The organism is Streptomyces sp. NBC_00620 (assembly GCF_026341825.1).
GTDB lineage: Bacteria > Actinomycetota > Actinomycetes > Streptomycetales > Streptomycetaceae > Streptomyces.
In genome coordinates, this window is sequence record NZ_JAPENY010000001.1 from 2,871,019 (window position 1) to 2,883,415 (window position 12,397).

10 protein-coding genes and 1 tRNA gene are annotated in these 12,397 nt (G+C 69.6%); 5 read left to right on the plus strand and 6 right to left on the minus strand.

The features are described 5' to 3' along the window. Nucleotides 1-79: 79 nt before the first annotated feature. The gene (locus OG246_RS13275; RefSeq protein WP_266464170.1) at nucleotides 80-1,366 is read left to right on the plus strand and encodes a cyclopropane-fatty-acyl-phospholipid synthase family protein; all 1,287 of its coding nucleotides are present in this window, start codon (nucleotides 80-82) and stop codon (nucleotides 1,364-1,366) included. 59 nt (nucleotides 1,367-1,425) lie between these two features. Here OG246_RS13275 and OG246_RS13280 read toward each other — a convergent pair whose 3' ends face one another. Beyond that, nucleotides 1,426-3,954: an ABC transporter permease gene (locus OG246_RS13280; RefSeq protein WP_266460499.1), complete on the minus strand. Its 2,529-nt coding sequence runs from the start codon at nucleotides 3,952-3,954 to the stop codon at nucleotides 1,426-1,428. A 77-nt stretch (nucleotides 3,955-4,031) separates the two neighbouring features. After that, nucleotides 4,032-4,802 carry an ABC transporter ATP-binding protein gene (locus tag OG246_RS13285; RefSeq protein ID WP_266460502.1) on the minus strand — a complete coding sequence of 257 codons (771 nt, stop codon included), beginning with the start codon at nucleotides 4,800-4,802 and terminating at the stop codon, nucleotides 4,032-4,034. A 403-nt stretch (nucleotides 4,803-5,205) separates the two neighbouring features. On the opposite strand from OG246_RS13285, the gene OG246_RS13290 reads away from it, so the two are divergent. The 3 genes from OG246_RS13290 to OG246_RS13300 all read left to right on the plus strand — a co-directional run bounded on the left by OG246_RS13290 (nucleotide 5,206) and on the right by OG246_RS13300 (nucleotide 7,739). After that, nucleotides 5,206-5,288 (plus strand) — tRNA-Leu (locus OG246_RS13290). A 198-nt stretch (nucleotides 5,289-5,486) separates the two neighbouring features. Continuing rightward, complete coding sequence (locus OG246_RS13295) at nucleotides 5,487-6,662, plus strand: 4-hydroxybenzoate 3-monooxygenase (RefSeq protein ID WP_266460504.1); 1,176 nt, start codon at nucleotides 5,487-5,489, stop codon at nucleotides 6,660-6,662. Between the two features lie 195 nt (nucleotides 6,663-6,857). Continuing rightward, complete coding sequence (locus OG246_RS13300; RefSeq protein WP_266460507.1) at nucleotides 6,858-7,739, plus strand: Bax inhibitor-1/YccA family protein; 882 nt, start codon at nucleotides 6,858-6,860, stop codon at nucleotides 7,737-7,739. 147 nt (nucleotides 7,740-7,886) lie between these two features. Here the strand turns inward: OG246_RS13300 and OG246_RS13305 are convergent, their stop codons facing one another. Beyond that, entirely contained in the window at nucleotides 7,887-8,117 is a 231-nt protein-coding gene (locus tag OG246_RS13305; protein WP_148008763.1) for a DUF4287 domain-containing protein, read from the minus strand. A 104-nt stretch (nucleotides 8,118-8,221) separates the two neighbouring features. On the opposite strand from OG246_RS13305, the gene OG246_RS13310 reads away from it, so the two are divergent. Next, nucleotides 8,222-8,533 carry a hypothetical protein gene (locus OG246_RS13310; protein ID WP_266460511.1) on the plus strand — a complete coding sequence of 104 codons (312 nt, stop codon included), beginning with the start codon at nucleotides 8,222-8,224 and terminating at the stop codon, nucleotides 8,531-8,533. A 50-nt stretch (nucleotides 8,534-8,583) separates the two neighbouring features. Here OG246_RS13310 and OG246_RS13315 read toward each other — a convergent pair whose 3' ends face one another. The 3 genes from OG246_RS13315 to OG246_RS13325 form a co-directional block, all read right to left on the minus strand. After that, nucleotides 8,584-9,366: a hypothetical protein gene (locus OG246_RS13315; RefSeq protein WP_266464173.1), complete on the minus strand. Its 783-nt coding sequence runs from the start codon at nucleotides 9,364-9,366 to the stop codon at nucleotides 8,584-8,586. Between the two features lie 283 nt (nucleotides 9,367-9,649). Next, the gene (locus OG246_RS13320) at nucleotides 9,650-10,870 is read right to left on the minus strand and encodes an acetyl-CoA C-acetyltransferase (protein ID WP_266460514.1); all 1,221 of its coding nucleotides are present in this window, start codon (nucleotides 10,868-10,870) and stop codon (nucleotides 9,650-9,652) included. A 361-nt stretch (nucleotides 10,871-11,231) separates the two neighbouring features. Then, nucleotides 11,232-12,254 carry an SGNH/GDSL hydrolase family protein gene (locus OG246_RS13325; RefSeq protein WP_266460516.1) on the minus strand — a complete coding sequence of 341 codons (1,023 nt, stop codon included), beginning with the start codon at nucleotides 12,252-12,254 and terminating at the stop codon, nucleotides 11,232-11,234. Between the last annotated feature and the right edge of the window lie 143 nt (nucleotides 12,255-12,397).

The window sequence follows — 12,397 nt, forward strand, 5'->3', positions numbered from 1 at the left end:
AGGGGGACTGCGCGAAGACCATGTTGGTGTTTACGTGGGTGTTGGAGCGTTCGGGAGTGTCGTCACGGAGGTGTGCGCCATGCAGGACGCCGCGCTGCGGCTGAAGAGCCTTGTCGAACAGTTGCTGGGAGCCCCACTACCGCTGCGCATCCGCGCCTGGGACGGCTCGGAGGCAGGGCCGCCCGCCGCCCCGGTACTCGTCGTACGGAATCGACGGGCCGTGCGCCGGCTGCTGTGGAAGCCGGGGGAGCTGGGCCTCGCGAGGGCATGGGTCGCCGGAGACCTCGGAGTGGAGGGCGACCTGTACGCCGCCCTCGACCTGATGTCCGGGCTCCTGTGGGAGCGGGGAGAGGACGCGAGGGGGGTCGGGGAGGCGCTGCGGGATTCCGAGGTGCGCGCCGCCCTGCGCGGCCTGGTGAAGCTGGCCGGGCCACTGCCGCCCGCCCCGCCCGCCGAGGAGGTGCGCAGACGCCGCCACCTGCACACCAAGCGCAGCGACAAACGGGCCATCAGCCACCACTACGACGTGGGGAACGACTTCTACGAGATCGTCCTCGGCCCGTCGATGGTCTACTCGTGCGCCTACTGGGAGGATGACGGCTCCCTCGAGGACGCACAGCGCGACAAGCTCGAACTCATCGCCCGCAAGCTGGACTTGAAACCGGGCCAGCGGCTTCTCGACGTCGGGTGCGGCTGGGGTTCCATGGCCATCCACGCGGCCCGTGAGCACGGCGTGAGCGTGGTCGGCGTGACGCTGTCGCAGGAGCAGGCCGCGTACGCCCGTAAGCGGGTCGCGGACGAGGGGCTCACCGACCGGGTGGAGATCCGGGTGCAGGACTACCGGGACGTCACGGACGGGCCGTACGACGCCATCTCGTCGATCGGGATGGCCGAACACGTCGGCGCCGAACGGTACTTGGAGTACGCCGAGACGCTGCGCAGGCTGCTGAGGCCCGGCGGCCGGCTGCTCAACCACCAGATCGCCCGTCCGCCGCGGCGGGACGAATCGGCGTACTCCGTCGACGAGTTCATCGACGCGTACGTCTTCCCCGACGGCGAACTCGCCCCCGTCGGCACCACGGTGACCCAGCTGGAGCGGGCCGGCTTCGAGGTCCGCGACGTGGAGTCGATCCGCGAGCACTACGCCCTCACCCTGCGCCACTGGGTCGCCAACCTGGAGGAGCAGTGGACGCGGGCCGTACGGCTCACCAGCCCCGGCCGGGCCCGCGTCTGGCGCCTGTACATGGCCGCCTCCGCGCTCGCCTTCGAGCACAACCGCATCGGCGTCAACCAGGTGCTGGCGGTCAGGACACCGGAGGCGTCCGGCGCGTCCGGGATGCCGCTGAGGGCGCGTGACTGGAACTGATCCGCGTACGGCGATGGGGCCCCGTTCCATGGCGGAACGGGGCCCCATCTGCCGTACTGCTATTCCGACTTGATCGCCGACAGCATGTTCAGGCGGGACGCCCGCCGCGCCGGCCACAGCGCCGCGAGGATGCCGACCGTCGCCGCGAGGAGCAGGAAGAGGCCCATCCTGGCCCAGGGCAGGACCAGTTCGTACGTCGCCATGCTGCTGCCGAGCAGTTCACCGGCGGCCCAGCCGAAGAACACGCCCAGGCCGATGCCGAGTACGCCGCCGAAGAGCGAGATGACCAGGGACTCCAGCCGGACCATCCGCTTGATGCCCTTGCGGTCGAGGCCGATCGCGCGCAGCATCCCGATCTCCTGCGAGCGCTCGAAGACCGACATGGCCAGGGTGTTGATGACACCGAGGACGGCGACGATGACGGCCATCGCGAGCAGGCCGTAGAGCATGTTCAGCATCAGGGTGAACATGCTCGCGATGCTGTCGGAGATGTCCTTCTTGTCCTGGACCTGGATGGCCGGGTTGTCGCCGAGGGCCTTCTCCAGCTGGCCCTTCGTCGCGTCCGACGCGCCGCTCGACGTCTTGAGCATGACCTGCATGTCGAAGGCGTCCGTGGTGTGCGGGGTGAGCGTCGAGTTGTCGAGCATGATGCCCGAGATCATCTCGTTGCCCTGGTAGACACCGGCGACCGTCAGCTGCTGCTTCGTGCCGTCCTCGTAGGAGACCGTGAAGTCCGAACCGGCCTTCCAGCCGTGCGACTTGGCGGTGTCCTCGTCGACCACGACCTGGCTGCCGCCGACCTTGAACGAGCCCTCCTCCATCGTGAGGTCGGTGAGCTTGGCGATGGACGCGCCGTTGACGCCCGTCAGGTACTCGGTCTCCTGGTCGATGCGCGAGGGCGAGTTGCGCAGCGCGCTGGTGTCGGTGACCCCGTCGACGCCGGCGAGCTTCTTCTCGACGTCCGGCGAGAGCGAGTTGCCGTTCGCCATCGAGACGACGTAGTCCGCCTTGATCGCGGAGCTGGCCATCTTGTCGATCGACTTCTGCAGACTGCCCGCCATCACCGTCATGCCGGTGATCAGGGTGAGGCCGATCATCAGCGCGGAGGCGGTCGCGGCGGTGCGGCGCGGGTTGCGTACGGAGTTCTGGCGGGCGAGCTTGCCGGAGACCCCGAAGATACGCAGGACCGGTGAGGCGGCCGCGATCAGCGGGCGGGACAGCAGCGGCGTGAGGATGAAGACGCCGAGGATGAGCAGGACCGCGCCGAGGCCCATCGGGGCCTGGCCGTCCGAACCGCTCATGGTCGTCGCGTAGAGGACGACGGCGATGCCCGCTCCGGCGAAGAGGGCGCCGATCGTGTTCCGTACGACCAGGGACTTCGTGGTCGCCTGGGCGTGCACGCTGCTCATCGCGGCGACCGGCGGGATCTTCGCCGCGCGGCGGCCCGGCAGCCAGGCGGCCAGCATCGTGATGAGGACGCCGACGAGCAGGGCCGTGGCGACCGTGCCCGGCGAGATCACCAGCGGGCCGTCCGGCACGGGCGCGCCGAGTGTGCCGATCAGGGCGCGCATCCCGGCGCCGATGCCGATACCGGCGACCAGGCCCGCGACGGCGGCGACCGCGCCGACGACGAACGCCTCGACGAGCACGGACCGGGTGACCTGCCTGCGGGAGGCGCCGACGGCGCGCAGCAGCGCGAGTTCCTTGGTGCGCTGGGCGACCAGCATGGTGAAGGTGTTGGCGATGATGAAGGTGCCGACGAACAGCGCGATACCGGCGAAGACCAGCAGCCCCGTCTTCATCCCGCTCATCGCCGAGGCGATCTGCTCGGCCTGGTCGGCGGCGGCCTTGTCGGCCGTGGTGGTGGAGGCGACGTCCTTCGGTACCACCTTGTCGAGCGCGGCAAGGAGGGCGGTCTGGCTGGTGCCGGCGTCCGCCTTCACGTCGATCTCGTCGTAGGTGCCGACCGAGTCGAAGAGCTTCTGCGCGGTCGCCGTGTCGAAGAGGGCGAGGCTGCCGCCGGCCGCGACGTTGCCGTCGTCGGTGGTGAAGATGCCGCTGATGGTGGGCGTGAGGACGGGCCCGTCGACGGACAGGCGCACGGTGTCGCCGACCTTGTACCCGGCCCGCTTCGCGGTCTCGGAGTCGAGGGCGACCTGGTTCGGGCCGCGCGGGGCCTGACCGCCCGTCAGCGGGTACCGGGGGTCCTTCTCCTGCCAGTAGTTCCCGCCCTGGGACTGGAAGCCGCTGCCGACGAGCTTGCCGTCCTTGTCGGCGATGGCGGTGAAGCCGTTGACGACGCCGACGGCGGAGGCGGCACCGGGGACCGCGGCGGTCTTGTCGAGCAGCGCCTGCGTGAGCTTCTGCTCCTTGCCGACCGTGTCGCCCGTGGACTCCTGGCTCTCCGGTTCTATGACGACGTCGATCTGGTCGAAGCCCTTGGCGGAGCTGTTCTGGTAGGCGTCCGAGATGGTGTTGGTGAAGACCAGGGTCCCCGACACGAACGCCACGCCGAGCATCACGGCGAGCACGGTCATGAGGAGCCTGGCCTTGTGCGCGAGCACGTTGCGCAAGGCGGTACGGAACATGGGGTTGTCTCAGTCCAGGGAGGTAGGAGGTCTGCGGGGCGGCACGAGGGGTGCTCGGTCCGATGGACCGGCGGGCGTCAGCTCGTACGGCCCTTCGAGTCGAACTGCTTCATGCGGTCCAGGACCGAGTCGGCGGTCGGCTCGTGCACCTCGTCGACGATCCGGCCGTCGGCCAGGAAGATGACGCGGTCCGCGTAGGCGGCGGCCACCGGGTCGTGGGTGACCATGACGACGGTCTGCCCCAGTTCACGTACGGAGTTGCGCAGGAAGCCGAGGACCTCCGCGCCGGCCCGGGAGTCGAGGTTTCCGGTGGGCTCGTCGCCGAAGATGATGTCGGGCCGGGAGGCGAGCGCGCGGGCGACGGCGACACGCTGCTGCTGGCCGCCGGAGAGCTGGGAGGGCCGGTGGCTGAGGCGGTCGGCGAGGCCGATCATCTTGATGACGGTGTCCAGCCACTCCTTGTCGGGCTTGCGGCCGGCGATGTCCATCGGGAGCGTGATGTTCTCCAGGGCCGTCAGGGTCGGCAGCAGGTTGAACGCCTGGAAGATGAAGCCGATCTTGTCCCGGCGCAACTTGGTGAGCTGCTTGTCCTTGAGGGAGCCGAGCTCGGTCTCGCCGATGCGCACGGAGCCGGAGGAGAAGCTGTCCAGTCCGGCCACGCAGTGCATCAGCGTGGACTTGCCGGACCCCGAGGGGCCCATGATCGCGGTGAACTCGGCCTGCCGGAAGTCGACGGTGACCCGGTCGAGGGCGACCACCTGGGTCTCTCCCTGTCCGTAGACCTTGGAGAGTTCCGTGGCGCGTGCGGCCACCGTGGTGGTCCGGTCGGCAATGGGGGTGGTGGTCACGGGAGGGTGCTCCTGTCGGGACGACGACGATTTCCGGGGACGTGTGTCCATCGTCGTGGCCGTTCGGGGCGATGTAGTCAGCCGCTGTTCCGGTTCCGGGGGGCGACTTCGGTCGCACCGGGAGCGCCCGTGTCATACCTGGGGATGAGGCCCGTCCCTGAGGGTCGCCGGCCGCCGGTGCGGTGAATGTCGTGGAGGCCGCTTGTTCGGACGGTGAAATTCCGTCATTCCGCATGCGCAGCCGAAAGTCACCCGAAAGGCTATCTGGCATGTGCGGATGGTCCGTACCGAGTGCTGATGCACCCTCAGACATCAATAAAATAAGACAACATCGGTCCGCCCGCCCGCTGTTCGGGCGATGCGTCCCGATAGGCTCGGAACCTCGATGCGGAGCCCATGGCCTGCCCGGATGGTGGAATGCAGACACGGCGAGCTTAAACCTCGCTGCCCCTCGCGGGCGTACCGGTTCAAGTCCGGTTCCGGGCACTTCCCGCACTTGCGACACGGGTGCGGGTCTCGACGGGCGACATTCCGACCGGGGCCCGCCGAGTCCGGTGCGCGGCCGAATCCTTGACAGAGGGCGTACGTCGTCGGAGACTCGCGTCCAGGAATTGGTGAAGTAAATTTCACTACGCGAACATAACGCGAACGTATCTGGGTCGAGGAACGCGAAGGGGCGTGCCGATGCGTACCACCGTCGGGATCATCGGGGCCGGGCCGGCCGGGCTGCTGCTGGCGCGGCTGCTGCACAACGCGGGGATCGAGTCCGTGGTCCTGGAGAGCCGGGACCGGGCCTATGTGGAGCATCGGCAGCGGGCCGGGATCCTGGAGCAGGGGACCGTCGACGTGCTGCGGGCCGCGGGCGCCGGTGAGCGGATGGACCGGGAAGGGCTGCGGCACGACGGGATCGAGCTGCGGTTCGAGGGAAAGCGGCACCGCGTCGACTTTCCCGGGCTCACCGGGGGCAGCTCCGTGATGGTGTACGCGCAGACCGAGGTGTGCAAGGACCTCATCGCCCTCCAGCTCAAGGAGGGCGGGCCGCTGCTCTTCGAGGCCGAGGCGCTCGCGGTGGAGGGGGCCGAGAGCGACCGGCCGCGGATCCGGTTCACGCACGAGGGGCGCGAGGACGTGCTCGAGTGTGACTACGTGGTGGGGTGTGATGGGTTCTGGGGCGTCGCGCGGAACGCCGTACCCGCCGGCCTCTCCCGCGTCTTCGAGCGGACGTACCCTTTCGGCTGGCTCGGGATCCTCGCCGATGTGGCCCCCTCGCACGACGAGCTCGTCTACGCCCGCCACGACCGCGGCTTCGCCCTGCTGAGCATGCGCTCGCCCACCGTCTCCCGCCTCTACCTCCAGGTGCCCGAGGGAACGGACGCCGAGGCATGGGGCGACGAGGAGATCTGGGACGAACTGGAGCGGCGGTTCGAGACCGAGGACGGGTGGCAGCTCGAGCGCGGGCCCATCACCTCCAAGTCCGTCACCCCGATGCGGAGTTACGTCCACGAGCCGATGCGGCACGGGCGGCTCTTCCTCGCCGGTGACGCCGCGCACATCGTGCCGCCCACCGGCGCCAAGGGGCTCAACCTCGCCGTCGGCGACGTCGTCACCCTCGCCCGCGCCCTGGTCCGGCTCCGGGACACCGGATCGGCCGAACTGCTCGACACCTACTCCGAGACCTGCCTGCGCCGCGTCTGGCAGGCCGAGCGGTTCTCGTACGACATGACGACCATGCTGCACCCCGCCCCCGACGCGACCCCCTTCGAGAACCGCCTCCAGCTCGCCCGGCTGGAACGGGTCGTCGGCTCACGGGCGGCGGAGACGGACCTCGCGGACGGGTACACCGGGTTCCCGCTGGACTGAACCTGTCGTCCGGCCGGTCTCGGCCGTGTCCCGGGTTGGTCATGGATTGGGTGCTCCGTCGCAGGGAATGAGGGCAGCACGTAGCGTGTTCCGCGTCATGACAAGGGAAAGATCCTCCCCAAGCACTAGGCTCTTTCCTTTGCCTACCTATTACTCTTGAGCCAACGCCACGCACGGTGGCCATGGAGGAGTGAAATGAGGAGCAGCAACCCGGTCTTCTCGCGACGGGGGTTCAGCCGCGACAACGGCTACGCGGGATTCAACGCGGCGCCGCAGGCCGGGGGACCCGCTGTCGGCACGCAGGCCAACCCGTACGCCCAGGGCGGCGCCAACCCCTACGCGCAGAACCCTTACGCGCAGCAGGACCTCCAGCAGGGCGCTCCGCCGCAGGCCCCGGTCTCCACCGGCCGGATGACGATGGACGACGTCGTCATGCGCTCGGCCATGACGCTCGGCACCGTCGCCGTCGGCGCCATCCTGGCCTGGGCCCTGCTGCCGGTCACCAGCACCAGCTTCGGGCTCGCCATCGGCTCCGCCCTCATCGCCTTCGTACTGGCGATGGTGCAGTCCTTCAAGCGCAAGGCCTCGCCCGCGCTGATCCTCGGCTACGCCGCCTTCGAGGGCGTCTTCCTCGGGGTCATCAGCGAGATGTACAACAGCCGGTGGTCGGGCGCTCCCTTCCAGGCCGTGCTCGGCACCATGGCGGTGTCCGGCGCGACCCTGCTGATCTACAAGGCGGGCTGGATCCGCGTGACCGCGCGGTACGCGCGCATCGGCATGGCCATCGCCATCGCCTTCATCGTGGTCATGGCCGTCAACCTGCTGCTGGTCGCCTTCGGTGTCGCCGAGGACGGCGGACTGCGCAGCATGGGCCCGCTGGGCGCGATCGTCGGCATCATCGCGATCATCCTCGGCGCGTTCTTCCTCACCCTCGACTTCAAGCAGATCGAGGACGGCATCGCCTACGGCGCGCCCCGCGAGGAAGCCTGGCTGGCCGCGTTCGGCCTGACCATGACCCTCGTGTGGATCTACGTCGAGATGCTGCGGCTGGTCGCCATCTTCAGCGGCGACGACTAGTCGGGCCGCCGGCTCCGGCCGGCATCGACTGACTGAAGGGCCCGCGAACCCACCGGTTCGCGGGCCCTTTGCCGTGTGCGGATGCCTGCGGTGTCGGATGTCTACGGTGTCTGTGGTTCGGATGCCTGTGGTGCCGGTGGTGCGCGCTCAGAGCAGTTTGCGCGCGGCCCTCCTCAGGTCGTACTCGTGAATGATCGCCTTGGCGTGGCCGTACGCGAGGTCGTGCTCGGCGCGGAGCCAGCTGACCTTTTCCTCGAAGCGGAAGAGCGCGGGGCCTTCATCGACGGTGCGCAGCCAGTCGGAGATCTCACGACCGGTGCAATGGGGGATGCGGGCGAGCAGGTTGCGATGGGTCTCCTGGGAGAACACTTGGGACATCGGCGCCTCCGGACGCAATGGGGATGTAAGCCGGTCCTTCACGCCACCGTGCCTGAGGGTTGGGTTGTTGGCAACAGTCCTGCCGCGGCGCGTACGCTCGCCGCGTGCTTGATACGACGTCTTTGACCCGTGCCGTGGATCACTTCGCCGACCGGTTGCGGGCCGCGCCGCAGAGCCGGCTGCAGCGGGGGGCTGCCGCCGAGGCGCTGGGTCTGGCCAGGGAGTTGGCCCTGTGGACCCAGCGTGTGGAGGACCCGTCCGGGGAGCCTCGCGAGATGCCCGACGCGGGCATGTTCGCCGCCGCCGATCAAATCACCGTCGCCGCGCACGATTTGGCGCTCGTACTGAAAGACGAGCGGGAGCTCGCGGAAGCGGTGGGGCTCGTGGCGGAGGCGCAGAAACGCGCCGGGGTCTGATCGACTCCGGCGCGTTAAGAGTTTGTACGGCTCGTAGCTCTTACAAGCTCCTACAGCGACGCTATGACTCGGTCCGCCAGGATGTAGACGTTCTCCTCGCCGCACGCGAACGTCAGTGCGTACGCGCCCGATACGCCGGAGCCGCCGAGGAGGACCGGGGCGGCGCCCGCGCGCAGGGCCGCGGCCAGTTGCTCCGCGGTCTCGCGGTGGCCCGGGGTCATGCACAGGGTCGTACCGTCGGCGAAGACGTAGACGTCGAGGGTGCCGAGGGGGCCGGGGCGGACGTCCGCCAGCTCCGTGCGGGACTCGGCGAGTTCCTCCAGGCAGGCCACCGTGCGGTCATGGTCGTTCACTACAGGTGACTGGACCGGTACGAAGTCCGGGTGGGACGGGTGGCGGCGGCGGGCCGCGGCCAGTTCGGGGGAGTCGCCGGCGAACTCCTCGGAGTCCATGCCCGGCTCGGTCACCGGCTCCAGGTACTCGAGGCCGATGAAGTCCGAGTGGCGCGGCAGGAACGGTTCACTGTCGGGCAGACCGAGCAGGGAGGGCATGTCAGAGGCGTCACGCGCCTCCTGGGCGGCCCAGAACGCCCGCGCCTCGGCAAGCTCCCGCTCCCGCTCCTCGGCGAGCGCCTCGGCCACTGCGGCGCGTATCTCGTCCGTGTCCGTGGCCGCGCGGGCGGCGGGCACGAGGCCTCGCGCGGCCGTGGCACGGTTCGCGGCGAGTTCGGTGTGCAGGGCCGCGACCTGCCGGCGCAGCCCGTTAAGGGTGCGCAGAACGGCGACGCCCACGGCCGCGGTGGCGGCCGTGGTGAGCAGCAAAGCAATCGGCATGGCGCTCACTGACGTACTCCCGGTTCAAAGTCGACCCCCGACTTCCTACATCAGCTTGAAGGGCGAACCATCCCGCTGTCAGTGCGTAACGTCACGAAAGGGACAGGACTTTGGGCCCGGGGTTTAGTCGCGTAACGGCTCTGACCTGCGTAAATAGCTCTCCAGGGGGAGATAGGTCACATCTTGGGGGGGATTGGATCACAAATCGGCCCAGATCCCTGTGGTTGCTGGGATCTGGGCCAGTTCGGTCACGCTGGGTTCAACTCCCGTGACAGGAGCGGTACTAGCTGAGGCGCTCGATGACCATCGCCATGCCCTGGCCGCCGCCGACGCACATCGTCTCCAGGCCGAACTGCTTGTCGTGGAACTGGAGGCTGTTGATGAGCGTGCCGGTGATGCGGGCGCCGGTCATGCCGAAGGGGTGGCCGACGGCGATGGCGCCGCCGTTCACATTCAGCTTGTCCAGCGGGATGTTCAGGTCGCGGTAGCTCGGGATCACCTGGGCGGCGAAGGCCTCGTTGATCTCGAACAGGTCGATGTCGTCGACGGTCAGGCCCGCGCGCTTCAGGGCCTGCTTCGACGCCTCCACCGGGCCGAGGCCCATGATCTCGGGGGAGAGGCCGGTGACGCCGGTCGAGACGATCCGGGCGAGCGGGGTCAGGCCGAGCTCGCGGGCCTTGGTGTCCGACATGATCACGAGGGCGGCGGCGCCGTCGTTCAGGGGGCAGCAGTTGCCGGCGGTGACGAGTCCGTCGGGGCGGAAGACCGGCTTGAGGCCCTGTACGCCTTCGAGGGTGACGCCGGCGCGGGGGCCGTCGTCCTTGGCGACGACCGTGCCGTCCGGCGTCGTGACCGGGGTGATCTCCCGCTCCCAGAAGCCGTTCTTGATGGCTTCCTCGGCGAGGTTCTGCGAGCGGACGCCGAACTCGTCCATGTCCTGGCGGGTGACGCCCTTGATGCGGGCCAGGTTCTCGGCGGTCTGGCCCATCGCGATGTACGCGTCCGGGACGAGGCCGTCCTCGCGCGGGTCGTGCCAGGTCGCGCCCTCGCTGGCGGCGACCGCGGCGGTGCGGGCCACGGCCTCGGCGAAGAAGGGGTTCTGGGTCTCGGGGAGGCCGTCGCTGGAGCCCTTGATGCTGCGCGACACCATCTCGACGCCCGCCGAGATGAAGACGTCGCCCTCGCCCGCCTTGATGGCGTGCAGGGCCATGCGGCTCGTCTGCAGCGACGAGGAACAGTAACGGGTGATGGTGCACCCCGGGAGGTGGTCCATGCCCATCTGCACGGCCACGATGCGGCCGAGGTTGTAGCCCTGCTCGCCGCCGGGGAGGCCGCAGCCGAGCATCAGGTCGTCGATGTCCTTCGGGTCCAGCTCGGGGACCTTGGCGAGGGCGGCCTCGATGATCGTGGCGGTCAGGTCGTCGGGGCGGATGTCCTTCAGGGAGCCCTTGAAGGCGCGGCCGATCGGGGAGCGGGTGGCTGAGACGATCACGGCTTCGGGCATCGACGGCTCCATTGGCGTACGGGGGTTGGCATGGCTGAGTGGGAAGTTACCCGTACGTACCGTCGAGGTCACGGCTGTGGGGGTGTGACTCCGGACGCACTTTCTAAGCGCTTGCTTTTTTCTGGCGTGGGCGCCCTTTGCATCGGGGGGTGCGGCCAGCTGTTTTCGCCCCCTCCGCCCCTACCCGTCCCGTTCCTGGGGGCTGCCGCCCCCAGACCCCCGCTGTCGGCCTGAACGGCCTCGTCCTCAAACGCCGGACGGGCTGGAGATAGCCCCTCCGGCGTTTGAGGAGCGGGGGTTTGGGGGCGGAGCCCCCAAGTGACGGGAATGGGTAGGGGCGGAGGGGGCGAAAAACTGCCCCTTACGTCGACGGCGCCGGGGCCGGGTCCGTCGCCGGGACGCGGCGTCGGCGGCGGCGTTTCAGGAGGGCCCAGGGGCCGCGGGGGCCCGTGGGCATGGCGGCCGTGACCTCGGTGCCGGGCTCGGAGGCGGCCTCCGCGGCCGCGCGGGCGACCGGCAGGAAGCCCTCGCGGCGCGAGGCGTCCGGACGCTCGTCCTCCGCAGGCCAGAGGTTGAGGGCGGCGCAGACCGTGGGGAGCAGGGCCATCGCGGCGGTGGCGTACCCCTCCGCCGAGGGGTGGTAGTTGTCGGGGCCGAACAGCTCCCGCGGGTTCGCCTCGAACTCGGGGCCGAGAAGGTCGCCCAGCGAGACGGTGCGGCCGCCCTGCTCGACCGTACCGATCGTCTGCGCGGCGGCGAGCTGACGCGAGGCCCGCCGCGCCAGCCAGCGCAACGGCTGCTGCACCTGCTCGACCGTGCCCAGGTCGGGACAGGTGCCCACCACGACCTCCGCACCGGCCGTACGCAGCCGCCGTACCGCCGATGACAGGTGGCGTACGGAACGCGTCGGCGGCATCCGGTGCGTCACATCGTTCGCGCCGATCATGATCACGCAGATGTCGGGCACCCGGGAGGTGTCCGAGAGGGCCACCCCCACCTGGCGGTCCAGGTCGTCCGACTGCGCCCCGGGCAGCGCCACGTTGCTCAGCTCCACCGGACGCTCGGCGACCGCCGCGAGCCCGGACGCGATGAGCGCGCCGGGAGTCTGCCGGGCCCGGTGCACACCCTGGCCCGCGGCCGTGGAGTCACCGAGCATGGTCAGCCGCAGCGGCGGACCGTCCTGCCCGGCGTACCCGTACCCGTACAGGCCCTCTCCGCGCGGTGCGTGAGGCGTGTGTCCGTTGCCCACCACGCGTTTCGCCATCTGCACCTCGGCAAGGAGCAGACCGATCGCGGCCGCGCCCACCAGACCGATCCCGCCGCCGCCGTACGCCGCGCCCGCCGCGATCCGGCGTGCCACCCTCGCCCTAGACAAGCCCGCCATGTGCCGCCGCCACCTCCTCATAGCCGTACATCCAGTGCTTGCCCCGTGAAGGCCGTCCCCCAATCTCAACTGTGCGTGAACGGTCATCCGACGCCTTACGCTGACGGAACCATCCCTCTTGAAACACAGCTCCGGAGACAACG

Coding starts and splice junctions, on each gene's coding strand:
- OG246_RS13275 (WP_266464170.1), top strand. CDS start 80: ATGCAGGACGCCGCGCTGCGGCTGAAGAGCCTTGTCGAACAGTTGCTG.
- OG246_RS13280 (WP_266460499.1), bottom strand. CDS start 3,954: ATGTTCCGTACCGCCTTGCGCAACGTGCTCGCGCACAAGGCCAGGCTC.
- OG246_RS13295 (WP_266460504.1), top strand. CDS start 5,487: ATGCGTACCACCGTCGGGATCATCGGGGCCGGGCCGGCCGGGCTGCTG.
- OG246_RS13300 (WP_266460507.1), top strand. CDS start 6,858: ATGAGGAGCAGCAACCCGGTCTTCTCGCGACGGGGGTTCAGCCGCGAC.
- OG246_RS13305 (WP_148008763.1), bottom strand. CDS start 8,117: ATGTCCCAAGTGTTCTCCCAGGAGACCCATCGCAACCTGCTCGCCCGC.
- OG246_RS13315 (WP_266464173.1), bottom strand. CDS start 9,366: ATGCCGATTGCTTTGCTGCTCACCACGGCCGCCACCGCGGCCGTGGGC.
- OG246_RS13320 (WP_266460514.1), bottom strand. CDS start 10,870: ATGCCCGAAGCCGTGATCGTCTCAGCCACCCGCTCCCCGATCGGCCGC.
- OG246_RS13325 (WP_266460516.1), bottom strand. CDS start 12,254: ATGGCGGGCTTGTCTAGGGCGAGGGTGGCACGCCGGATCGCGGCGGGC.